Annotated in this window: 21 protein-coding genes; 11 read left to right on the top strand and 10 right to left on the bottom strand. The window is 70.5% G+C overall.

Annotation, left to right across the window (positions count from 1 at the left end; genetic code table 11):
- The first annotated feature begins 11 nt into the window (after positions 1-11).
- The 3 genes from ACFVT2_RS35310 to pth all read left to right on the top strand — a co-directional run bounded on the left by ACFVT2_RS35310 (position 12) and on the right by pth (position 2512).
- Positions 12-986, top strand: a complete 975-nt coding sequence (locus ACFVT2_RS35310) for a ribose-phosphate diphosphokinase (RefSeq protein ID WP_390024756.1) — start codon at positions 12-14, stop codon at positions 984-986.
- 189 nt (positions 987-1175) lie between these two features.
- Entirely contained in the window at positions 1176-1763 is a 588-nt protein-coding gene (locus ACFVT2_RS35305) for a 50S ribosomal protein L25/general stress protein Ctc (RefSeq protein WP_390024754.1), read from the top strand.
- 158 nt (positions 1764-1921) lie between these two features.
- Complete coding sequence (gene pth / locus ACFVT2_RS35300; RefSeq protein WP_390024752.1) at positions 1922-2512, top strand: aminoacyl-tRNA hydrolase; 591 nt, start codon at positions 1922-1924, stop codon at positions 2510-2512.
- A gap of 22 nt (positions 2513-2534) precedes the next feature.
- Here the strand turns inward: pth and ACFVT2_RS35295 are convergent, their stop codons facing one another.
- The 3 genes from ACFVT2_RS35295 to ppc all read right to left on the bottom strand — a co-directional run bounded on the left by ACFVT2_RS35295 (position 2535) and on the right by ppc (position 5990).
- Positions 2535-2828 (bottom strand): Uma2 family endonuclease, encoded by a 294-nt coding sequence (locus tag ACFVT2_RS35295; protein WP_390024777.1) that lies wholly within the window; start codon positions 2826-2828, stop codon positions 2535-2537.
- On the bottom strand, positions 2729-3130 hold the full coding sequence (locus ACFVT2_RS35290) for a hypothetical protein (protein WP_390024750.1): 402 nt from the start codon (positions 3128-3130) through the stop codon (positions 2729-2731). Before ACFVT2_RS35290 ends, ACFVT2_RS35295 begins: the two co-directional genes overlap by 100 nt.
- A gap of 94 nt (positions 3131-3224) precedes the next feature.
- Positions 3225-5990, bottom strand: coding sequence for a phosphoenolpyruvate carboxylase (gene ppc / locus ACFVT2_RS35285; RefSeq protein ID WP_390024749.1), 2766 nt, complete (start codon positions 5988-5990; stop codon positions 3225-3227).
- Between the two features lie 263 nt (positions 5991-6253).
- On the opposite strand from ppc, the gene ACFVT2_RS35280 reads away from it, so the two are divergent.
- Positions 6254-7276 (top strand): acyl-CoA desaturase, encoded by a 1023-nt coding sequence (locus ACFVT2_RS35280; RefSeq protein ID WP_390024747.1) that lies wholly within the window; start codon positions 6254-6256, stop codon positions 7274-7276.
- Between the two features lie 7 nt (positions 7277-7283).
- Positions 7284-7985 (top strand): TetR family transcriptional regulator, encoded by a 702-nt coding sequence (locus ACFVT2_RS35275; RefSeq protein ID WP_390024745.1) that lies wholly within the window; start codon positions 7284-7286, stop codon positions 7983-7985.
- Positions 7986-8582: 597 nt separating this feature from the next.
- Here ACFVT2_RS35275 and ACFVT2_RS35270 read toward each other — a convergent pair.
- Positions 8583-9404 carry a trans-aconitate 2-methyltransferase gene (locus tag ACFVT2_RS35270; RefSeq protein WP_390024743.1) on the bottom strand — a complete coding sequence of 274 codons (822 nt, stop codon included), beginning with the start codon at positions 9402-9404 and terminating at the stop codon, positions 8583-8585.
- Positions 9405-9605: 201 nt separating this feature from the next.
- Between ACFVT2_RS35270 and ACFVT2_RS35265 the strand changes: the two genes are divergently transcribed.
- From ACFVT2_RS35265 to ACFVT2_RS35255, 3 genes are all read left to right on the top strand, one after another.
- A complete protein-coding gene (locus tag ACFVT2_RS35265) occupies positions 9606-10103 on the top strand; it encodes a MarR family winged helix-turn-helix transcriptional regulator (protein WP_016573281.1) in 498 nt (165 codons plus the stop codon).
- Between the two features lie 65 nt (positions 10104-10168).
- Positions 10169-10990, top strand: coding sequence for an SDR family NAD(P)-dependent oxidoreductase (locus ACFVT2_RS35260; RefSeq protein ID WP_390024741.1), 822 nt, complete (start codon positions 10169-10171; stop codon positions 10988-10990).
- Positions 10991-11151: 161 nt separating this feature from the next.
- Positions 11152-13242, top strand: coding sequence for a beta-galactosidase (locus ACFVT2_RS35255; RefSeq protein ID WP_390024739.1), 2091 nt, complete (start codon positions 11152-11154; stop codon positions 13240-13242).
- A gap of 55 nt (positions 13243-13297) precedes the next feature.
- Here ACFVT2_RS35255 and ACFVT2_RS35250 read toward each other — a convergent pair whose 3' ends face one another.
- The 4 genes from ACFVT2_RS35250 to galT form a co-directional block, all read right to left on the bottom strand.
- Positions 13298-14080 carry a LuxR C-terminal-related transcriptional regulator gene (locus ACFVT2_RS35250; RefSeq protein ID WP_390024737.1) on the bottom strand — a complete coding sequence of 261 codons (783 nt, stop codon included), beginning with the start codon at positions 14078-14080 and terminating at the stop codon, positions 13298-13300.
- Positions 14081-14330: 250 nt separating this feature from the next.
- Positions 14331-15506 (bottom strand): galactokinase, encoded by a 1176-nt coding sequence (gene galK / locus ACFVT2_RS35245; RefSeq protein ID WP_390024735.1) that lies wholly within the window; start codon positions 15504-15506, stop codon positions 14331-14333.
- A gap of 86 nt (positions 15507-15592) precedes the next feature.
- A complete protein-coding gene (galE, locus tag ACFVT2_RS35240; RefSeq protein WP_390024733.1) occupies positions 15593-16579 on the bottom strand; it encodes a UDP-glucose 4-epimerase GalE in 987 nt (328 codons plus the stop codon).
- On the bottom strand, positions 16576-17622 hold the full coding sequence (gene galT / locus ACFVT2_RS35235; protein WP_390024731.1) for a galactose-1-phosphate uridylyltransferase: 1047 nt from the start codon (positions 17620-17622) through the stop codon (positions 16576-16578). The genes galE and galT overlap by 4 nt, the downstream gene beginning before the upstream one ends.
- Positions 17623-17889: 267 nt before the next feature.
- Here galT and ACFVT2_RS35230 point away from each other — a divergent pair, with 267 nt between their 5' ends.
- On the top strand, positions 17890-19557 hold the full coding sequence (locus ACFVT2_RS35230) for a sodium:solute symporter family protein (protein ID WP_390024729.1): 1668 nt from the start codon (positions 17890-17892) through the stop codon (positions 19555-19557).
- 14 nt (positions 19558-19571) lie between these two features.
- Positions 19572-19901: a hypothetical protein gene (locus ACFVT2_RS35225; protein ID WP_390024727.1), complete on the top strand. Its 330-nt coding sequence runs from the start codon at positions 19572-19574 to the stop codon at positions 19899-19901.
- On the opposite strand, the gene ACFVT2_RS35220 is transcribed toward ACFVT2_RS35225, so the two are convergent.
- Positions 19871-20566, bottom strand: a complete 696-nt coding sequence (locus tag ACFVT2_RS35220) for a response regulator transcription factor (RefSeq protein ID WP_390024725.1) — start codon at positions 20564-20566, stop codon at positions 19871-19873. The genes ACFVT2_RS35225 and ACFVT2_RS35220 overlap by 31 nt on opposite strands.
- A gap of 205 nt (positions 20567-20771) precedes the next feature.
- Entirely contained in the window at positions 20772-22574 is a 1803-nt protein-coding gene (locus ACFVT2_RS35215) for an ABC-F family ATP-binding cassette domain-containing protein (protein WP_390024723.1), read from the bottom strand.
- Between the two features lie 125 nt (positions 22575-22699).
- On the opposite strand from ACFVT2_RS35215, the gene ACFVT2_RS35210 reads away from it, so the two are divergent.
- Positions 22700-23125, top strand: coding sequence for an ML domain-containing protein (locus ACFVT2_RS35210; RefSeq protein ID WP_390024721.1), 426 nt, complete (start codon positions 22700-22702; stop codon positions 23123-23125).
- Positions 23126-23165 lie beyond the last annotated feature (40 nt).

The following is a 23165-nucleotide window of genomic DNA, read 5'->3' as shown; positions in this document are numbered from 1 at the left end:
GGAGATTTGCTGTGACCGGGATCAAGACGACCGGCGAGAAGAAGCTGATGCTCTTCTCCGGCCGCGCCCACCCCGAGCTTGCCGAGGAGGTCGCGCACCAGCTGGGTGTGGGCCTGGTCCCGACGAAGGCTTTTGACTTCGCGAATGGCGAGATCTATGTCCGCTATCAGGAGTCGGCGCGTGGCGCTGATTGCTTTTTGATTCAGAGCCACACGGCTCCGATCAATAAGTGGATCATGGAACAGCTGATCATGCTTGATGCGTTGAAGCGGGCTTCGGCCCGGAGCATCACCGTGGTCGTGCCGTTCTACGGGTATGCGCGTCAGGACAAGAAGCACCGTGGGCGTGAGCCGATTTCGGCGCGGCTGATCGCGGATCTGATGAAGACGGCGGGTGCGGACCGCATCGTCACGGTGGATCTGCACACGGATCAGATCATGGGCTTCTTCGACGGTCCGGTGGATCACCTTTTCGCGCTGCCGGTGCTGGCGGATTACGTGGGCGCGAAGGTGGACCGGAACAAGCTGACCGTGGTGTCTCCGGATGCGGGTCGGGTGCGGGTGGCAGACCGGTGGTGCGACCGGCTGGGTGCGCCGCTGGCGATCGTCCACAAGCGGCGGGACAAGGACGTGGCGAATCAGGTCACGGTCCATGAGGTCGTCGGTGATGTGAAGGGCCGGGTGTGTGTGCTGGTCGACGACATGATCGACACCGGTGGCACGATTTGTGCGGCGGCTGAGGCGCTGTTCGCCAATGGTGCGGAAGATGTGATCGTGACGGCGACGCACGGTGTGCTGTCGGGTCCGGCGGCGGATCGGCTGAAGAATTCGAAGGTGAGCGAGTTCGTGTTCACGAACACGCTGCCGACGCCTTCGGAGCTGGAGCTGGACAAGATCACGGTGCTGTCGATGGCGCCGACGGTCGCGCGGGCGATCCGTGAGGTGTTCGAGGACGGTTCGGTGACGAGCCTGTTCGACGAGCAGTGAGCCGGCGGTCGGCGGTGGCCGACTAGATCGACTTTGGGGCGGCCTTTCTCGCCGGGTAGACTCTGGGAGTTGCTCGGCGAGGGAGGCCGCCTTTTTGTGGCGGTAGTCCGTTATCGACGCGCTCTTCGTAGCAGGTCTGTCGTGGGCCGGGTGACGTCCCGCAGATTCTTTGAGATACGAGGAGCTGGCATGGCTGAGATCAAGCTTGTCGCTGAGGCCCGGAACGACTTCGGTAAGGGTGCGGCGCGTCGTCTGCGTCGTGAGGCGAAGGTTCCCGCGGTCATTTACGGCCACGGTGCGGAGCCGAAGCACGTGGCGGTCGACAGCCACGCGCTGATGATGGCGCTGAAGACCTCGAACGCGCTGATCCGCCTTGAGGGCGAGGACATCGACGCGCTGGTGATCCCGAAGGCGGTGCAGCGTGAGGCGATCCGTCGCTTCCTGGTGCACGTGGACTTCCTGGCCGTGAAGAAGGGCGAGAAGGTCTCCGTCGAGCTGCCGATCCAGACCGAGGGTGAGCTGGCCCCGGGTGGCAACCTGCTGGAGTACCTGCTCAACACGCTGCCGGTCGAGGCCGAGGCGACCCACATCCCCGAGTCCGTGACCGTGTCGATCGCGGGCCTGGACGCCGGTCACACCGTGCTGGCCAAGGACATCGCGCTGCCGGCGGGCGTTTCGCTGGCGGTCGAGGAGGACGCCGCGGTGCTGCAGGTCGTTGCGGCGCAGGCGGAGGCTCCGGCCGAGGGTGCTGCCGAGGGTGAGGGCGCCGAGGGCTGAGTCCAGCTCCGGTAGTTTTCTGGTCCAGCCGCTGTCCCGCGCCGTCAGGTGTCGGGCCGGCGGTTGGACTGTTTTGCTTTCATTGGGTTTTTCGTTTTCGCCGGTCCGGTTCCCTGGGTGCGCGGTCTCCCCGGGACGCACAGCAAGGAGACACGCAGATGTCGGACGCAGACAGCCCCTGGCTGGTGGTGGGGCTGGGTAATCCGGGTCCGGATTATGCGGGGAATCGCCACAATGTGGGGTTCATGGTGGCGGATCTGCTGGCGGAGCGGATGGGGGGCCGTTTCAAGGCGCACAAGGCGCGGGCTCAGGTGGTGGAGGGGCGTTTCGGTCCGCCGGGTCCGTCGGGTCGTCGGGTGGTGGTGGCGAAGCCGATGTCGTTCATGAATCTGTCGGGTGGGCCGACGACGGCGTTGCGGGATTTCTACAAGGTGCCGGTGGCCAACATCGTTGCGGTGCATGACGAGTTGGACATTGATCACGGGGCGTTGCGGCTGAAGCTGGGGGGCGGTGACAACGGGCACAACGGGCTGAAGTCGATCACGAAGTCGTTGGGTGCGGAGTATCACCGGGTGCGGTTCGGGATCGGTCGGCCGCCGGGGCGGATGCCGGTGGCGGATTTCGTGTTGAAGGATTTCTCGTCGGCGGAGCGCAAGGAGTTGGGGTACTTCGTGGACCGGGCGGCGGACGCGGTGGAGGCGTTGGTCCTGGAGGGCCTGGAGCGGGCGCAGTCGACGTACAACTCGTGAGGCGGCGCTTCCCGGTCGGCGGCTACTCCTGGTACATGTCCTTGGCGCTGTAGCGGGGCAGGTCGGTGGTGTCGATCGTCCACGTGCCGAGGTCGGTGGTGAGCTTTACGGATGCGTTGTAGGGCTGCTTGCTGAGGCGGTTGGCGTAGGCGGGGCGCCCCTCGCTGGTGTCGATGTCCCACTGGTAGGTCCAGGTCCCGTCGCGGGGGTCGAGGATCAGGTAGTGGGGGATGCCCATGGCGGGGTAGTCGCGGGATTTTTCCTCGTAGTCGTTGCTGGGGTTCGAGGGTGAGACGACCTCGACGGCGAGGACGATTTCGCGGGGTCCAAGGGTTCGTCGGTGTCCATGGCTGCACGGGAGCAGATGAGAACGTCGGGAATGCGGAGTTTGCCGAGGCTGTCGTCGTCGGTGTCGGTTGCTTCGTACGCTCCCATGCCCGCGGGAAGCTGCGGCTTGATCAGGTCACGCACCTCGGACGCCGTGAGCTGGTGCCGAGGCCGCGGGCGCATCGTCATCACGAGCGTCCCGCCGTTGATCTCGGGCCAGGTGAAGCCGGGCGGCGGGGTGAAGTGGTCGCGCAGCTCGCGCAGGTGCCGGTAGATCGCCTGCTCGTTCATGGGTCCTCCGGTAGCCAGCTGTCTCCGGAATGACAACGGCGGGGCCGTCCGGAGGGTGTTCCGGGCGGCCCCGCCGTGGTGTGGGTGGGGTGGGTCAGCCGGTGTTGCGGAGGCCGGCGGCGACGCCGTTGACGGTGAGGAGGAGGGCGCGGGAGAGCAGCGGGTCGGGTTCCTGTCCGGCGGCGGCCGCGTCGCGCTGGCGCTTGAGGAGGGAGACCTGGAGGTAGGAGATGGGGTCGAGGTAGGCGTCGCGGACGTGGAAGGTCTGCTTGAGCACCGGGTTGGAGTCGAGGAGTTCGTTCTCGCCGGTGATGCGGAGGACTTCGGCGACGGTGAGTTCGTGTTCGGCCTTGATGGTGGCGAAGACGTGCTGGAGGTCGTCGGGGACGAGGGTGTCGACGTAGTGCTGGGCGATCCGCAGGTCGGTCTTGGCCAGCGTCATTTCGACGTTGGAGAGGAAGTTGCGGAAGAAGTGCCAGTGCCCGTGCATTTCGTCGAGGACGCTGCCGAGGCCGGCTTCGCGGGCGGCCTTGAGGCCGGTGCCGACGCCGAACCAGCCGGGGACGATCTGGCGGGACTGGGTCCAGCCGAAGACCCACGGGATGGCGCGGAGGCCGTCGAGGCCGGCGCCGGAGTCGGGGCGGCGGGAGGGCCGGGAGCCGAGGTGGAGTTCGGCGAGCTGGTCGACGGGGGTGGAGGCGAAGAAGTAGGAGGGCAGGTCGGGGTCTTCGACGAGGTGGCGGTAGGCGCCGTGGGCGGCCTCGGAGACGGTCTCCATGGCGGCGTCCCAGCGGGCCAGGGCCTCGTCGGACTGGCGGGGTGCGGTGTGCAGGGCGGATGCCTGGAGGGTCGCCGCGACGGTCAGTTCGAGGTTTTCCCGGGCGAGTGAGGGGACGAGGTACTTGTCGGAGATGACCTCGCCCTGCTCGGTGACCTTGATCTCGCCTTCGAGGGTGCCGTAGGGCTGGGCGAGGATCGCGTCGTGGGAGGGGCCGCCGCCGCGGCCGACGGTGCCGCCGCGGCCGTGGAAGAGGCGGAGGCGTACGCCGTGGCGGTGGGCGACGTCGCGGAGCAGGCGTTGGGCTCGGTGGATCTCCCACTGGCTGGTGGTGATGCCGCCGAACTTGGAGGAGTCGGAGTAGCCGAGCATGACCTCCTGGACGTCGCCGCGGAGGGCGACGAGGCGGCGGTAGGAGGGGTCGGAGAGCATGTCGTCGAGGAGCTGGTCGGCGATCTTCAGCTCGTCGGTGGTCTCCAGGAGGGGGACGATGCCGATCTTGGCCCAGCCGGCGTGCAGGTCGATGAGGCCGGCTTCGCGGGCGAGGACGGCGGCGGCGAAGACGTCGTCGGAGCCCTGGCACATCGAGATGATGTAGGACTCGACGACCTCGGGGCCGAAGGTCTTCTTGGCCTTGCGGATGGTGCGGAAGACGCCGAGGGTCTTGGCGCCGGCTTCGTCGAGGGGCGGCGGGGTGGGGGCGAGCGGCCGGCGCGAGCGGAGTTCCTTGGCGAGGAGCTTGCGGCGGTAGTCGCGGGGCATGTCGACGTAGCGCCAGGATTCTTCGCCGAGGCGGTCGAAGAGCTGGCCGAGGGCGTGGTGGTGGGCGTCGGCGTGTTCGCGGACGTCCATGGTGGCGAGCTGGAGGCCGAACGCGCCGATGGTGCGGAGGGTGCGCTCCAGGCGGCCGTCGGCGATCAGGCCGCCGCGGTGGGCGCGCAGCGAGGTCTGGATGAGGGTGAGGTCGTCGAGGAGTTCGCTGGTGCCGAGGTAGTCGCGGCCGGGGACGTGGGGGGTGTCGCTGGCCAGGCGGTCGCGGGTGTTGAGGAGCTTCTGGCGGATGCAGGTGGCCTTGAGGCGGTAGGGCTCTTCGCTGTTGAGGCGCTTGTAGCGGGGGCTGATCTCGGGGAGGAGGTCGAGGTCCCGCTGGAGGGAGGCCAGGAGTTCGTCGGTGGCGCCGCAGTTGCGGATGGAGTTGGAGAGGGCGCCGCGGAGTTCGTCGACGTGTTCCAGGGCGTCGGTGATGCCGTGTTCGTGCTGGAGGATCAGGACGTCCCAGGTGACCTGGGGGGTGACGTTGGGGTTGCCGTCGCGGTCGCCGCCGATCCAGGTGCCGAAGGTGAGGGGGCGGGTGCCGGCGGGGAGTTCGGTGCCGGCGCGTTCGAGTTCGGCGGCGAGGTCTTCGAGGACGTCGCCGACTGCGCCGCGGCCGAGTTCGTCGAGGTAGTAGATGGCGTTGCGGGCCTCGTCGGTGGGCTCGGGGCGGGCCACGCGGAGTTCGTCGGTCTGCCAGATCAGGTCGACGTTCTCGGCGAGGCGGAGGTCGATGCGGCGGCGGTCCGTGGGGTCGGTGCGGTCCAGCAGCTCGGCGATCTTGCGGAGCTTGGTGAGGACGGAGCGGCGGGCGGCCTCGGTGGGGTGGGCGGTGAAGACGGGGCGGACGCCGAGGTTGCGGGCGGTTTCGCGCAGGTGCTGGGGGTCGGCGTCCTTGAGCATGTCGGCGGTGCGGGCGAGGATGCCGCCCTCGGCGGCGCGTCGGGTGCGGAGTTCCCGGCCGCGGTGGACCTGCTCGGTGACGTTGGCCAGGTGGAAGTAGGTGGAGAAGGCGCGGACCAGCTTGGCGGCGGTGACGAGGTCGGTTTCGCCGAGGAGCCGGGCGGCGGCCTCGCCGTCGGAGCGGGTCAGGGCGCGAACCTGTTCGACGAGGTCGAGGAGGTCCTGGCCTTCCTGCCGGACGAGGGTTTCGCCGAGGAGGTCGCCGAGGCGGCGGATGTCGGCGCGCAGGGCTCCGTTGTCGCCGGAGGTGGCCTGGGCGGTTCCGGGGGTGGCGGTCTCGGCGGGGGTGTTGTCGGCACTGCTCACAGGTGCGGCTCCTTGCAAGGGATGGTGCAGTCATTGAGCACGTCTGGGCGGGGTGCGGACCGCGCTGTCCGGCGTCCCCAGGATAGGTCTGCCCGTCGTCCTGGAATCACACCGTCCGCAGGATGGGCATCCGGTGCGGAGGGCCGGGGGTGGGGCCTGTCACGGCCTTGCCGGGGGTGGTGTCGCTGCCATACTTACGAGACCGTAGGTTACGGTCCCGTAGGCCGTAGCCGTGCCCCCGAGCCCCCGACGAGGGACACCACATGACCGCTGGTCCGAAAGCCGTGGAAGAGTCACCGATGCCGCTCGACACTCCCGCTGGTTCTTCTGCCGCCTCCGCTCCGCCGTCCGCGACGCTGGGCGGTGAGCAGCGCAGGTCGCTGGAACAGATCTCCCTGTTGTTGTTCATCACCGTGCCGTTCCTGGCCTTGGTCGCGGCGGTGCCGCTGGCCTGGGGCTGGGGCGTGAGCTGGCTGGATCTCGGGCTGATGACGGCGATGTACTTCATCGGTTGTCACGGCATCACGATCGGTTTCCACCGTTACTTCACGCACGGTGCGTTCAAGGCGAGGCGTCCGTTGCGGATCGTGCTCGCGATCATGGGGTCGATGGCGGTGGAGGGGCCGCTGGTCCGCTGGGTCGCCGATCACCGCAAGCACCACAAGTTCTCCGATGCGGACGGTGATCCGCATTCGCCGTGGCGGTACGGGGAGACGATCCCGGCGCTGATGAAGGGCCTGTGGTGGGCGCACATCGGCTGGATGTTCGACGAGGAGCAGACGTCGCAGCAGAAGTACGCGCCCGACCTGGTCAACGATCCGGCGATCCGTGCGGTCTCTCGCCAGTTCGTGCTGTGGACGGCGGTGTCGCTGCTGATTCCGCCGCTGGTCGGCGGGGTGGTGACGTGGTCCTGGCAGGGTGCGCTGACCGCGTTCTTCTGGGGTTCCCTGGTGCGGGTGGCGCTGCTGCATCACGTCACGTGGTCGATCAACTCCATCTGTCACGCGGTGGGCAAGCGCCCGTTCAAGTCCCGGGACCGGTCCGGCAATGTGTGGTGGCTGGCGGTGCTCTCCTGTGGCGAGTCCTGGCACAACCTGCACCATGCCGATCCGACCTGTGCCCGGCACGGGGTCATGAAGGGCCAGGTGGATTCCAGCGCCCGGCTGATCCGCTGGTTCGAGCTGGCCGGCTGGGCGCATGACGTGCGGTGGCCGACCGCGGCGCGGATCGACGCCCGGCGCAAGGACGGCTCCCGAGGCGAGGGGAAGGCCCCGCTGGGGGCATGATTGACGGGTGGCGATCGACAGCAGCGCGAACAACGGCAGTAAGGGAAAGTCCTCCGGGTCCTCCGGGTCTCCGTCTTCGGGGGGCCGGCGGGCCCGTCGGGTGCGGATGACCGGTGCGGAGCGCCGTGAGCAGTTGCTGGACATCGGCCGCACGTTGTTCGCCGAGCGTGGTTACGAGGGCACGTCGGTGGAGGAGATCGCGGCGAAGGCCGGGGTCTCCAAGCCGGTGGTCTACGAGCACTTCGGCGGCAAGGAGGGGCTGTACGCGGTGGTCGTGGACCGCGAGATGCGGCAGCTGCTGGACATGGTGACCGGTGCGCTGACCGCCGGCCATCCGCGGGAGCTCCTCGAACAGGCGGCGTTCGCGCTGCTCGACTACATCGAGACGTTCACGGACGGTTTCCGGATCCTCGTCCGTGATTCGCCGGTCGCCCAGTCGACCGGCACCTTCGCGTCGCTGATCAGCGATATCGCCACGCAGGTCGAGGACATCCTCGGCCTGGAGTTCAAGGCCCGTGGCTTCGATCCGAAGCTGGCGCCGCTGTATGCCCAGGCCCTGGTCGGCATGGTGGCGCTGACCGGCCAGTGGTGGGTCGACGCCCGCAGGCCGAAGAAGGCGGAGGTGGCGGCGCATCTGGTGAACCTGGCGTGGCACGGGCTGGGGAATCTGGAGGCCAAGCCGCGGCTGATAGGCCACCGGAAGAACTGAGCGGAGGCGCCGGGGGGAGCCCCTGGTGGGCGGCCCGCGCCGCCCACCAGGGGCTTCTGTGTGGTGCGCCATGGTGGTCTGCCCCCGCGGGTGGCGGTGGGTGGGTGAGGGCGGCAGTGGCCGGTCGGAGCGCGCCGCCGCCACTGCCGTCGCGGGCCCGTGGTGGGCTCAGTACGGGGGACGGTCTCCCCGGCTGCCGCTGCGCGAGCCGTCCCGGTGGTGGGCGTCCTCGTCCTCGTCGCCGTTGTGCCGGAGGGTCTGGCGCTGTTCCCTGGTCGGTGCAGGAACGGCGGGATTCTGACGGGCCGTCAGGGCCGCGTGGTCGTGGCGGCATCGTAGGCATGGCGATCCATCCCCGGCGCCTGGTCCGACCCTCAGGATTCGGCCGCAATCGGCGGGCTGTGGCGGGGTACTTGGCGGATGCGCGGGTACCCGGGCGCGGGCGTGCGGGACCTCGGCGCGGAACGGGGCGGTGCGGCGAGCGGGGGCGGCGCGGCAGCCCGCGCCGGCCTCGAACCAGCAGCCTTCTCCTGCCTCCCCAGGCCGGCGGCGAGCTGGATGTGGTCGAGGCCGGTGCTCATCGCGGAGCGCCCGGGGTCAGACGGTGGGTTTCTGGGCTACCACGAAGATGCGGCGGAACGGGAAGACCGTGCCGTGGCGGCCGGTCGGGTAGGCGCGGCGGAGGGCGTCGCGGTATTCGGCGAGGAAGGCGTTGGTGGCCTCCGGGTCGTCTTCGAGGGCGGTGAGAACGGGGCGCAGGGCCGTGCCCTTGACCCAGTCGAGGACCGGGTCGTCGCCCTGGAGGAGCTGGACGTAGGTGGTTTCCCAGGCATCGGTGGTGCAGCCGAGGTCGGTGAGGCGTACCAGGTAGTCGGCGGGGTCGAGGATGTGGACGAAGCGGCGGCCGTGGGAGTCGAAGCGGTGGCGCCATTGCGGGGAGTCGCACAGCTCGCCGAGGAGGGCGTGGCTGGGCGAGGTGAAGTTGCCGGGGACCTGGAAGGCGAAGGTGCCGCCGGGGGTGAGGGCGTCGATCCAGCGGGGGAACGAGTCCGGGTGGTTGGGAACCCATTGCAGAGCCGCGTTGGAGACGATCAGGTCGTAGGGCTCTTCGGGGGTCCAGTCGGCGGCGTCGGCGGGGGCGAAGTCGAGGTGGCCGCCGCCGGGGGTGGGGCCGGCGTGGGACTCGGCCTCCTTGAGCATTTCGGGGGAGTTGTCGAAGCCGGTGATGTGCGCGTCCGGCCAGCGGTCGGCGAGTTGGACGGTGACGTTGCCGGGGCCGCAGCCGAGGTCGGCGATGCGGGCGGGGCGGTCGGGGCGGGGCAGTTGCGGTATCCGGGCGAGGAGGTCGTGGAAGGGGCGGGTTCGGTGGCCGGTGTGGTGGAGGTACTGCTGGGGATCCCAGGTTGGCGCGTCGTGCATGTTCGATAACCCCTTTGCTGGTGCAGGGCCGGCACGGTTCTGTTGTGGAGCCTGGCGAACGGTCTCCGATCGAGTTCTGGCCATCTCGGGCGGATTCCCTGCTGCGCCCACGATGCCCAGTAGTCCAGGAAAATATATCTCGACATCAAGAAGCTCGCCATCAAGAGACTTTATATCGACAGACCCTTTACACTGATCGCCATGGAGGACGAGGTCGATCGACTGGTCGCAGCATGGCGCCGCGAGCGCCCGGACCTCGACGTGGAGCCGCTTGAGGTCCTCAGCCGCGTCTCCCGGCTGGCCAGACACCTCGACCGAGCCCGCCGCCTCGCGTTCTCCGAGGTGGGTCTGGAGCCCTGGGAGTTCGACGTACTGACCGCGCTGCGGCGCGCCGGCGCGCCCTACCAGCTCTCCCCCGGCGCACTGCTGACGCAGACCCTGGTCACCTCCGGCACGATGACCAACCGCATCGACCGGCTCGCCAAGAAGGAGTTGGTGGAGCGGCTGCCGGACCCCAGCGACCGGCGCGGGGTGCTGGTCCGGCTGACCGCCAAGGGCCGCGACAAGGCCGATGAATCGCTGGCCGGGCTGCTGACGCAGGAGCGCGCCATCCTCGCCGAGCTGTCGCGGCAACAGCGCCACGAATTGGCCGGTCTGCTGCGTCGACTGACCGGACCGTTTGACAACGTGCCGGGTTAGGCCCATACGGCGGTGCCGCCGGTGTGGTCTTGCCGGGCCGCCCCGGGGTGGGCTTGGATCACCGCATGAGCCAGCAGGAGACCGGAGGGACGGGTTCGGTGCCCGTAGGGCCGTACGGCAGCGGGGGCAGGCGCGGGCGGCGGTTTTCGGGGCGGACGGTGCTGGTGACCGGGGCCGCCGGGGGCATCGGCGCGGCGACCGCGGACCGGTTGGCGTCCGAGGGGGCCGCGGTGCTGCTGCTGGACGTCGACGACGCCCGCGGGGAGCGCACCGCGCGGCGGATCCGGGCGGCCGGCGGACGGGCCTCGTACGAGCACTGCGACGTGGCCGGTGAGGACGACTGGCGGCGGGCCGTCGCGGCGGCGCACACCCGATACGGGCCGGTGGACGGGCTGGTCAGCAATGCGTACCTGCCGCACATGGCACCGGCCGACCAGACGTCGCCGGCCCAGTGGGACCGGCAGCTGGCGGTGAATCTGACCGGGGCGTTCCTGGGCGTGCGGGCGGTCCTCGCGGACCTGCGGGCGCGGGGTGGCGCGGTGGTGCTGACGTCGTCGGTGCATGCGCTGGTGGGGTTGCCGGGGCGGCCGGCGTATGCGGCGTCCAAGGCGGGACTGACCGGGCTGGGGCGGCAGTTGGCGGTGGAGTACGGGCCCGAGGTGCGGGTGAACTGCGTGCTGCCGGGGCCGGTGCTGACCGGGGCGTGGGAGGGCATCGGCGAGGAACAGCGGCGGGCGAGCGCGGCGGAGACCGCGGCGCGGCGGCTGGGCCGGCCCGAGGAGGTGGCGGCCGCCATCGCGTTCCTGCTGTCCGGTGAGGCGTCGTTCGTGACGGGGGCCAGCCTGGTGGTGGACGGCGGATGGAGCGTGTACAAGAACTCCTCGTGAGGCACACCTCTGGTGGGGCGACGCTCCGGGAGCGGTCGCGGCGGGGGCGGTGCCCGTGCTGTGGCGCCGGGTGCTGTCCCTAGGGTCTGTCCGGCCCTGATCCACCGGACAGGCCCCAGCTGCGCGGCGTCTTTCATCCCGTATGCGAGCCAGGGGGTCCGATGGGCATCCGATTCGGCGGCGACTACAACCCCGAGCAGTGGCCGGAGGAGGTGTGGGCCGAGGACCTGGAGTTGATGAAGGCGGCGCACGTCTCCATGGTCACGGCCGGGATCTTCTCCTGGGCGAAGGTCGAACCCCGGCCGGGGGAATGGGACTTCGGGTGGTTCGACCGGGTGATGGACGGGTTGGCGGGGGCCGGGATCGAGGTGTGTCTGGCGACGATGACGGCGTCGCCGCCGCCGTGGTTGAGCCGTGCGCACCCGGAGATCCTGCCGGAGGGGCCGGACGGGCAGCGTCGTTGGCCGGGTGGGCGGCAGCACTTCTGCCCGTCCAGTGAGGTGTTCCGGGCGCACGCCGTGCGGCTGGTGGAGCAGGTGGCGACCCGGTACGCGGGCCATCCGGCGTTGGCGATGTGGCACGTGGGCAATGAGTACGGGTGCCACACCCGGCAGTGCTTCTGCGCGGTGTCGGCGGAGGACTTCCGGCGGTGGTTGAAGGAGCGGTACGGAAGTGTGGCGGCGCTCAACGACGCCTGGTCGACGTCGTTCTGGTCGCAGGCGTACGGGGATTTCGCGGAGGTGCTGCCGCCGCGGACCGCGCCGACGTTCGCCAATCCGGCGCAGCAGTTGGACTATCTGCGGTTCAGTGACGCGGCGCTGCGGGCGTGCTATCTGGCGGAGCGGGCGGTGCTCGCGCGGCTGACGCCGGGGGTGCCGGTGACCACCAATCTGATGCCGCAGCACAAGCCGGTGGACGCGTTCGGTTGGGCGCCGTCGATGGATGTGATGGCGCTGGACTTCTACCAGGATCCGCAGGTGCCGGACGACCACGTCCGGGCGGGCTACGTCTTCGACCTGATGCGGTCGGCGCGGGACGGGCAGCCGTGGCTGCTGCTGGAGCAGGCGCCGGGTGCGGTCAACTGGCGGCCGCGCAACGGGCCCAAGCCGCCCGGGGCAATGCGGTTGTGGAGCTGGCAGGCGGTGGCGCAGGGCGCGGACGCGGTGCTGTTCTTCCAGTGGCGGCAGTCGTTGGGCGGGGCGGAGAAGTTCCACTCGGCGATGGTGCCGCACGGGGGGACGGACACCCGGATCTTCCGTGAGGTGTGTGCGCTGGGGCGGGAGTTGGCGGCGGTGCCCGGGATCGAGGGGGCCCGGTCGCGGGCGTCGGTGGCGCTGGTGGCGGACTGGCCGAGCTGGTGGGCCCTGGAGCTGGATTCCCGTCCGTCCACGGCGCTGGACCACGCGCGGATCGCGTTGGCGCACTACCGGCCGCTGTTCGAGGCGGGGGTGGCGTGTGACGTGGTGCCGCCGGGGCGGGAGTTGTCGGGGTACCGGATGGTGGTGGTGCCGAACCTGTACCTGCTGACGGAGCGGGACGCGGCGCGGCTGGCGGCGTACGTGCGGGGCGGTGGGCGGCTGGTGGTGTCGTTCTTCTCGGGGATCGTCGACGCCTGCGACCGGGTGCATCCGGGGGGTTATCCAGGGCCGTTGCGGGAGCTGCTGGGGCTGCGGGTGGCGGAGTTCTGGCCGTTGGCCGAGGGGCGGTCGGTGGCGGTGGGCGGTGGGGGTACCGCCCCGGGCATGGGGGTCCCCCCGCTCGAACGAAGTCGGGAGTGGGGGAAGGGCCGGGAGCCGGGGGGAGCGTACGAGGGGCGGGCGGACCTGTGGTCGGAGGAGATCGTGGTGCAGGGGGCGGAGGTGGTGGCGCGGTTCCTCGACGGTGAGCTGGCCGGGCAGCCTGCGGTGACCCGGCACGACTACGGGCGGGGCACGGCGTGGTACGTGGGCACCCGGCTGGAACCGGCGTTGCTGCGGGCCCTGTTGGACGACGTGCGGGCGGTGGCGGGCGTGGCGCCGGTGGTGCCGGGGCTGCCGGCGGGGGTGCAGGCGGCGGTGCGGGAGGGCGCCGGGGGCCGGTACCTGTTCCTGCTCAACCACGGGGGTCGGGCGGTGCAGGTGGCGTTGCCGGAGCCGATGCGGGACGCGCTGGCGCCCCGGGCGGCGGCGGTGACGCGGGTGGGGCTGGCCGCCCGGGGCGTGGCGGTGCTGACCGGTCCGGGACGGGAGGGCGGTGGGGGCGCCGCGGGGTGATCCGTCCGGGTGTCGGGCCGGGGTGTCGGGCCGGCCCGAAGGTCAGGGCCGGAGGTCAGGGCACGGTGAGCGGTCCGGCGGTGGCCGGTTCGAGTTCGGCGGGGCCGACGCCGGCCCGGCGGGCCAGGGCGACGGCGGCGAGGGTGGAGTGCACGCCCAGTTTGCCGAGCACGTTCTGCATGTGGGTGCGGACCGTGTGCGGGGAGAGGAAGAGCCGCTCGGCGACCGCCTTGCGGCCCAGGCCGGCGACCATGCAGCGCAGCACCTCGCGTTCGCGCGGGGTCAGGGACTCGACCAGGCGTTCGCTTTCGGTGCGGTGCTTGCGGGCCGCGGTCAGTTCCCTCAGAACGCCGGTGAGCAGGGCGGGCGGCAGGTGCGTCTCGTCGCGGAGGACGCCGCGGATGACGGCCAGCAGCCGGGAGAGTGAGGAGTCCTTGGCGACCCAGCCGGAGGCGCCGGCCTGGAGCGCTGCGGCGGCGCGGCGCGGGTCGTCACGGTCGGCGAGGACCACCGTCCGCAGGTACGGGTGGCTGGTGCGCAGGCCGGAGACGAGCGCGATGCCGTCCAGTGGGCAGCCGCGGGGCGGGCCTTCGCGGGGTGTGCCGTCGCGGGCGGACCCTTGGGGCGGCACGGCGAGGAGCGGTGCGGCCAGGTCGGCGTCGGCCAGCAGGACGTCGAAGCGGCGGCCGTCGGCGGCGGCCCGGTCGAGTGTCCGCAGGGCTGCCGGGGCGCTGCCCGCCGCGGCGACGTCCACGTCCACTTCCGCGGCCAGTGCGGCCGCCAGGGATTCGGCGAAGATGCGGTGGTCGTCGACCACCAGAACCCGGATTCGTTGCACAGAGACCCCCTGTCTCGGTGAACGGACCATAGCGGGCACGGCGCCCGGATTGAAGATCGCCTCGGCCGCGCGGCGGACGCCGCGGGTCGGTGGCCACCCGCCCCGGACGCGGTACCCGAACGGTCTCGCCCCCTGATCGGCGCCGGCCCCCACCGGCGCTGGTGACAGCGTACGGACGGGGTGCGTCGGGGGAAGGTGATTGACGAAAGTGGCCGGGGAACGGGGTGGCTGCGCGAAGACCCGCTAGGGCCTACGGCTCCAGGCGGTGGGCGCCGGGGCCGGGGACGGCCGGGAAGATCCGCGGTGGGGTGTGTCCGGCGGTGGCGAACGCGGTGTGCAGGGCGTGGGTGACGGTGGGTGCGGCGTCCGCTTCGACGAGGACGAGTGCCGAGCCGCCGAAACCGCCGCCGGTCATGCGGGCGCCGAGGGCGCCGGCGGCGTTGGCGGTGTCGACGGCGAGGTCGAGTTCCGGGCAGGAGATCTTGAAGTCGTCGCGGAGCGAGGCGTGTCCGGCGGTGAGCAGGGGGCCGATGGCACGGGGGTGGCCGGCGTCGAGGTGCGCGACGGTCTGTTCGACGCGGTGGTTCTCGGTGACGATGTGGCGGACGAGGGCTTGCACGACCGGGTCGTTCGCCAACGCGTCCAGGGCCTCGGGCAGATGCGCGTACGGGATGTCACGCAGCGCGTGCACGCCGAGCGCCCGCGCGCCACGTTCGCATCCGGCGCGTCGCTCAGCGTATGCGCCGTCGCCGAGTTGGTGGCGGACGCGGGTGTCGACGACGAGGAGGCGGAGTCCTTCCGCGGCCAAATCGAACGGGACGTGGCGGCGGGTGAGGTCGCGGGTGTCGAGGAAGAGGGCGTGGCCGGCGGTGCAGCAGGCGGCGGCGGTCTGGTCCATGATTCCGCAGGGCACGCCGACGTAGGCGTTCTCGGCGCGTTGGGCGAGGCGGGCCACCTCCTCGCGGGGCAGGCCGAGGCCGTAGAGGTCGTCGAGGGCGAGGGCGGTGGCGACTTCCAGGGCGGCCGAGGAGGACAGGCCGGCGCCGAGCGGGACGGTGCTGGTGTAGTGCAGGTCGGCGCCGCCGATCGGGAGGCCGGCTTCCCGCATCGCCCAGACCACGCCGGCGGGGTAGGCGGCCCAGCCCGCCCCGGTGGCCGGCGGGTGGAGGTCGTCGGTGTGGAGTTCGACGATGCCGCCGGTGGCGCCGGCGGAGTGCAGCCGCAGCACCCCGTCGGTGCGGGGGGCTGCGGCGGCGATGGTGGTGTGCGGGAGGGCCAGGGGCATCACGAAGCCGTCGTTGTAGTCGGTGTGTTCACCGATGAGGTTGACCCGGCCGGGGGCTGCCCAGGTGCCGGTGGGCTCCGCCCCGTACACCGTGTGGAAGGCCGCCGCCGTTCGGCGTGCGCCGTGCTCCGTGTCTGTCACGCAGGTTCCTTCGTCGTCTCTCCCGGGGCTCCGCCCCGGCCCCCGGTCCGGGGCGCCGGACGGGTGGGAAATTGCCGGGCCCGGTCTCAAACGCCGGACGGGCCGGGGTTCTCCGGGCCGGTGGTGGCCCGGGTGAACGCCCAGGCGTCGGCGACGATGCCGGCCAGGTCGGTGCGGGTGGGGCGCCAGCCGAGCCGGTCGGCGGCGGTGCGTGCGGAGGCGACCAGGACGGCGGGGTCGCCGTCGCGGCGCGGGGCGGTCACCTCGGGGATGGGGTGGCCGGTGACCTTGCGGACGGTCTCGATGACCTCGCGGACGGAGAAGCCGTTGCCGTTGCCGAGGTTGCAGATGAGGTGTTCGCCGGGGCGGGCGGCGGCCAGGGCCAGCAGATGGGCCTCGGCCAGGTCCGCGACGTGGAGGTAGTCGCGGACGCAGGTGCCGTCGGGGGTCGGGTAGTCGTCGCCGTAGACGGAGATGGCGTCGCGTCGGCCCTGGGCGACCTGGAGGACGAGCGGGATCAGGTGCGACTCGGGGTCGTGGCGTTCGCCGTACTTGCCGTACGCGCCGGCGACGTTGAAGTAGCGCAGCGACACCGCGGCCAGGCCGTGCGCGGCCGCCTCGCCGGTGATCATGTGGTCGACGGCGAGTTTGGTCGCGCCGTAGGGGGAGGTGGGGGCGGTCGGGTCGGTCTCGGTGATGGGGGTGTTGACCGGTTCGCCGTAGGTGGCGGCGGTGGAGGAGAAGACGAGCGTGCGCACGCCCGCCGTGCGCATCGCGGCGAGCAGTTCCATGGTGCCGCCGACGTTGTTGGTCCAGTACTTCTCCGGCTGCTGGACGGACTCGCCGACCTGCGAGAACGCCGCGAAGTGCAGGACCGCGTCGTACGAAGCGTCCAGCCACTGGTGCGCATCGCGGAGGTCGCCCTCGATGAACGCCGCCCCGGCGGGCACGGCCTCACGGAAGCCGGTGGAGAGGTTGTCGAGGACCGTGACGGTGTGGCCGGCCTCCAGCAGGTGCTGGGCCACCACGCTGCCCACGTAGCCCGCCCCGCCGGTCACCAGGTAATTGCTCATGGCTTGCTCGCTACCTCTCGCAGTCGGTCGGCCGCAGCCTCCGGCGGCACGTCGTTGATGAACACGTTCATGCCGGACTCGGAACCCGCGAGGAACTTCAGCTTGCCGGGAGTCCTGCGGACGGTGAAAAGCTCAAGGTGGAGCGCGAACTCGGCACGGTCCGCGACGTGTACGGGCGCCTGGTGCCAGGCGGAGATGTACGGCGTCGGGGGCGCTTGCGGGCCGAAGAGCCGGTCGAACCGTCGCAAGACTTCCAGGTAGATCTGTGGGAATTCTGTGCGGGCCGGCTCGTCGAGGGCGAGCAGGTCGGGGACCCGCCGCTTGGGGTAGAGGTGCACCTCGTAGGGCCAGTGGGCGGCGTAGGGGACGAAGGCGACCCAGTGGGTGCCGTCGAGGACGATGCGGCGGCCGTCGGTGCGTTCGCGGGCGACGACGTCGTCGAAGAGGTTGCGGCCGGTGGTCTCGCGGTGGGCGGCGAGGGAGGCCAGCATCCGTTCGGTGCGGGGGGTGACGAAGGGGTACCCGTAGATCTGGCCGTGCGGGTGGCCGAGGGTGACGCCGATCTCGGCGCCGCGGTTCTCGAAGCAGAAGACCTGGGCCACGCCGGGGAGTTGGGAGAGCGCGGCGGTGCGGTCGGTCCAGGCGTCGAGGACCAGGGCGGCCTGTTCCTCGGTGAGGTCGGCGAACGAGGCGTCGTGGTCGGGGGTGAAACAGACCACTTCGCAGCGGCCGTGCTCGCCGGCCAGGGAGGGGAAGCGGTTCTCGAAGACGACGACGTCGTAGCCGTCGGCGGGGATCTCGGTGTGCCGGCCGGCGCGGGAGGGGCACAGCGGGCAGGCGTCGACCGCGGGGTGGTAGGGGCGGCCCTGGCGGTGCGAGGCGATGGCGACGGCGTCGCCGAGGAGGGGGTCGGTGCGGATCTCGGAGGTGGTGGCGACCGGGTCCAGGGGGCGGGGGTCGACGGCGGTGCGGACGGTGTCGTCGGACGCGTCGTAGTAGAGCAGCTCCCGGCCGTCCGCGAGCCGGGTCGTCGTCTTCTTCACCGGGAGCTCCTCACCGTGGCGGGCACGCCACCCAAACACAAACACACACAATGAAGCACAACCCAACAAAGACGTCAACGCACAGCCAGGCCGCCCCACTTGCGCACCCATAACGGCCATAACGGATAAATCTCCGCACGAACGACGACCATCGCCCATGATCCAACAACTGAAACGCACAAAACTATTCAGTTTTCGGTCGAGCGTGCGTACGTTTTTGTGCGTTCGCTTCGCGCACACCGCCGTGCTCCCCGAAAAGAGTCCACCATGATCACTCTGGCCGACGGGCTACGACTCCCGACCAACGGGCTCGACTACACGATCCTGGCCATCTACTTCGTCGTCGTCCTCGGCATCGGCTTCGCCGCCAGGCGCAGCGTGAAGACGAGCCTGGACTTCTTCCTCTCCGGGCGGTCACTGCCCGCCTGGGTCACCGGCCTCGCCTTCGTCGCCGCCAACCTCGGCGCCACCGAGATCCTCGGAATGGCGGCGACCGGCGCGCAGTACGGCGTCGCGGTCGTCCACTGGTACTGGATCGGCGCCATCCCGGCCATGGTCTTCCTCGGCCTGGTCATGATGCCCTTCTACTACCGCTCGAAGGTCCGCTCCGTACCGGAGTTCCTGCTCCAGCGCTTCGACAGGTCCGCGCACCTGCTCAGCTCGGTGCTGTTCGCCTTCGCCGCCGTCCTGATCGCGGGCGTGAACCTCTACGCCCTGTCGATCGTCGTCGAGGCGCTGCTCGGCTGGCCGCAGTGGGTGGCCATCGTCGTCGCCGGGCTCTTCGTCCTCGCGTACATCACCATCGGCGGGCTCTCCTCGGCGATCTACAACGAAGTGCTCCAGTTCTTCGTGATCCTCGCCGCGCTCATCCCGCTGGTCATCCTCGGCCTCAAGCGGGTCGGCGGCTGGGGCGGCCTGAGCCACTCGCTCACGTCGTCGCACGGCGACAACTTCCTTACGGCCTGGGGCGGTACGGGCATCGGCCAGGCCAACCCGCTGGGCGCCAACTGGCTGACGATCATCCTCGGCCTGGGCTTCGTACTCTCCTTCGGCTACTGGACCACCAACTTCGCCGAGGTGCAGCGCGCCCTGTCCGCGAAGAACCTCTCCGCCGCCCAGCGCACCCCCCTCATCGCCGCCTTCCCGAAGATGTTCATCGTCTTCCTGGTGATGATCCCGGGCCTGGTCGCCGCCGTCCTCGTCCCGAAGATCGGCACCCCCGGCGGCCTCCAGTACAACGACGCGATCCCCTACCTCATGCAGGAACTGCTGCCCAACGGCGTCCTGGGCATCGCCGTCACCGGCCTCCTCGCCGCCTTCATGGCCGGCATGGCCGCCAACGTCTCGTCCTTCAACACCGTGTTCACGTACGACATCTGGGCCAAGTACGTGAAGACGGACCGGCCCGACGGCTACTACCTGCGCTTCGGCCGGCTGATCACCGCGATCGGCGTGCTGGCCTCGATCGGCACCGCGTTCATCGCCTCGTCGTTCTCCAACATCATGGGCTACCTCCAGACCCTGTTCTCCTTCTTCAACGTGCCGATGTTCGTGGTCTTCATCATCGGCATGTTCTGGAAGCGGGCGTCGATGAAGTCCGGTGTCTGGGGCCTGCTCGCCGGCACCACCGCCGCGATGGTCAACTACTTCTGGATCTACAAGCAGGGCATCATCGCCATCCCCACCGACCAGGGCGCCAACTTCGTCTCCGCGATCGTCGGCTTCGTCGCGGGCGCGCTGGTCATGGTCGTCGTCACGCTCTTCACCGAGCCCAAGCCGCAGGCCGAGCTGGCCGGGCTGGTCTACGGCACCACTGCACCGGGCCTGGAAGAGCCGCCCGCCGAGGGCGACGGCGCCTGGTACCGCAAGCCCGCGCTGCTCGGCTGGGGCGCCCTCGCCCTCGCCGCGCTGTGCTACCTGCCCTACTCGCTCTGACCGGAGACCCCGCCATGTCTGAACTGCAACACGAAGTCGGCGAGTTGGAGCGCAAGTCGGCCACCGCCGCCCGACTCTTCGACATCCGCCGGATCATCGGCGGCCTGTTCGTCGTCTACGGCGTGATCGTCACCATCGCCGGGCTCACCGCCTCCGACGCCGACCTGAAGAAGGCCCAGGACATCAACATCAACCTGTGGACGGGCCTGGGCATGCTCGCGCTCGGCCTGTTCTTCCTGGTCTGGCTGAAGCTACGGCCCACCGTCCCGCCGTCCACGGCGGAACTCCAGGACCACCAGGAACCCCAGCAGCCTCAGGAGGGACGCGGCGGGGACGCGGACTGACCCCGCTGGACCCGCTCCAGCAGACCGGTGCGGGCGGCCAGCGCGGCCGCCTCCAACCGGGAGCCCACCTCCAGCTTCATCAGCACCCGCTGGACGTGGGTGCGGGCGGTGCTCGGCGCGATGTCCATGCCCGCCGCGATCACCCGGGTGTCCTCGCCCTCCGCGACCCGGATCAGCACCTCGACCTCGCGCGGGGTGAGCAGTTGGAGCAGCCGCACCCCCTCGTCGTCGGGCTGGGCGGCGGGGTGCAGCAGCTCCTCGAACGCCTGCTGGAGCAGTTGCGGGGCGACCGCCGCCTCGCCCGCCCGGGCCTTGATCATGGCCCGCTCGACGCCCTCGATGCGCTCGTCGTTACGTACGTAGCCGGAGGCGCCGGCGGCGAACGCGGCGGCGATCCCGCGCGGGCTGGGCACCGGCCCGAGCACCACCACCGCGACCTGCGGCCGCTCCTTCTTGATCCGGACGACCGGGTCGAACGCCCCCGGCTCGGCGGGCCCCGCGGTGCCCAGCAGGCACACCTCCGGCGCCCGGCTCACCACCAGGTCCGCGGCCCCGGCACTGGGCGCGGCGGCCGCCAGGACCCGGTGTCCGCGCAGCTTCAGGGCCGAGGCGAGCGCCTCGGCGAGCAGACGGTGATCGTCGACCACCATGAGCCGCACGCCCATCGAGCGGACCCCCTCAACTCCCCGACTGCCCCGTCTCGCTGTGTGTTCCGGGAAGGTACACGCTCGGCTGCCGATGCGCGCCCCTTAGCGTGGAGAAGACCACCGGAACGCGGGAATCAAGACCAATCGGGGCCGATAGCCGCCCCTGCCGCCGGACACCCGGACGGCCGTCCGGCGGCCCTCCGCAGGGCCGCCGGGGGCGGGCTCACGCGTCCTCGGCCAGCTCCAGCCAGCGCATCTCCAACTCCTCGCGCTGCGCGGCCAGTTCCCGCAGTTCGGCGTCGAGCCCGGCGATCTTCTCGAAGTCGGTGGCGTGCTCGGCCATCTGCGCGTGCAGCTTCGCCTCCTTCTCCCCGACCTTGTCCAGCTGCCGCTCGATCCGCTGGAGCTCCTTCTGCGCCGCGCGGTTGACGGCGGCCGGCTTCTTCGGGGCCGCGGCAGCCGCCTGGACGGGCGCAGGCGTCGCCGCCTCGATCACCTTCTGGCGGCGCTCCAGGTACTCGTCCAGACCGCGCGGCAGCATCCGCAGCGCCGCGTCACCCAGCAGCGCGAACACCCGGTCCGTCGTCCGCTCCACGAAGTACCGGTCGTGGCTGATGACGATCATCGAGCCGGGCCAGCCGTCGAGCAGGTCCTCCAGCTGCGTCAGCGTCTCGATGTCGAGGTCGTTCGTCGGCTCGTCCAGGAACAGGACGTTCGGCTCGTCCATCAGCAGCCGCAGGATCTGCAACCGCCGCCGCTCACCACCGGACAGGTCCCCCACCGGCGTCCACTGCTTCTCCTTCGTGAAGCCGAACTTCTCGCACAGCTGCCCCGCCGTCATCTCCCGGCCCTTGCCGAGATCGACCCGGTCGCGGATCTGCTGAACGGCCTCCAACACCCGCAGTGCGGGGTTGAGTTCGACAACCTCCTGCGAGAGGTACGCCAGCTTCACGGTCTTGCCGACCACGACCTTGCCGGCCGCCGGCTGCTGCTCGCCCCCGCTACGGGCGGCCGCCTCCAACGTCCGCAGCAGCGAGGTCTTGCCCGCGCCGTTGACGCCGACCAGACCGATCCGGTCGCCGGGGCCGAGCTGCCAGGTCAGGTGCTTGAGCAGCACCTTCGGCCCGGCCTGGACCGTGACACCCTCCAGCTCGAAGACCGTCTTCCCCAGCCGCGAGCTGGCGAACTTCATCAGCTCACTCTGGTCCCGCGGCGGCGGCACGTCCGCGATGAGCTCGTTGGCCGCCTCGATCCGGAACCGCGGCTTACTGGTACGGGCGGGCGCACCGCGCCGCAGCCACGCCAGTTCCTTACGCATCAGGTTCTGCCGCTTGACCTCCTCGGTGGCGGCGATCCGCTCCCGCTCGGCCCGCGCGAAGACGTAGTCCGAGTAGCCGCCCTCGTACTCGTGCACCGCGCCGCGCTGCACGTCCCACATCCGCGTCGCCACCTGGTCCAGGAACCACCGGTCGTGGGTGACGACCACCAGCGCCGACCGGCGGGCGGCCAGGTGCCGGGCCAGCCACGAGATCCCCTCCACATCGAGGTGGTTGGTCGGCTCGTCCAGCACGATCAGGTCCTGCTCGGCGATCAGCAGCTTGGCCAGCGCGATCCGCCGCCGCTCACCACCCGACAGCGGCCCGATGACGGTGTCCAGCCCGGCGGTGAAGCCCGGCATGTGCAGATCCCCGAACAGCCCGGTCAGCACGTCCCGGATCTTGGCGTTCCCCGCCCACTCGTGATCGGCGAGATCACCGATCACCTCGTGCCGGATGGTGGCGGCCGGATCCAGCGAATCGTGCTGGGTCAGCACACCCAACCGCAGGTCACCGGCGTGCGTGACCCGCCCGGTGTCGGCGGTCTCCAGCTTGGCGAGGATCCGGATCAGCGTGGTCTTGCCGTCGCCGTTCCGACCCACGACGCCGATCCGGTCGCCCTCATTGACACCGAGGGAGACACCGTCGAGCAGCGCACGGGTCCCGTACACCTTGTCGACGGCTTCCAGATTGACCAGGTTGGCTGCCATTCCACTCCTCGCTACGGCCCGCGCGACGCGTCGTCGCACTCAATCCGACCACCCCCAAGAGTCGCACGGCCGGGCGCGCCCACAGAAACGCCCAGGATGCGTATCCGAGCCGCTACTCTCCGCTCATGACAAGTTGGTCGTACACGGATTGCGGGCTCTCGACGGACGCACTACAGATCCGAAGCGTCGAGGTGTCCCCGGACCCCCCGGAAACACGCAATCAGACAGTGATCACCCTCAAGGGAACCGTCCAGGAGGTGATCGAAGAGGGCGCCTACGTGGACGTCGTGGTCAAGCTCGGCCTGATCAAGCTCATCCAGAAGCGATACGACCTGCATGAAGAGCTACGTCAGGGTGGGGCCTTCGCCCTGGTCACTCCGGCACACACCAGCCCCATCCCCAAAGGCGACATCGAACTGCGCTTCACGCCGCCGCTGCCCGGTCCCACCCCGCAGGCGAAGTTCTCCGTGGCGCTCCGTGCCTACACCGCCGGCGACGAAGACCTGGCCTGCCTGGACATCAAGCTCGACTACATGAAGACCCCGTCCTGACCCCGGAGGGCGAAACCCACCAGGTTCCGCCCTCCCACCT

Source organism: Streptomyces sp. NPDC058000 (assembly GCF_042886435.1).
In the GTDB taxonomy this organism is placed as follows: domain Bacteria; phylum Actinomycetota; class Actinomycetes; order Streptomycetales; family Streptomycetaceae; genus Streptomyces.
Note: the sequence above shows the minus strand (reverse complement) of the source record. Positions and strands in the feature narration are given on the sequence as shown.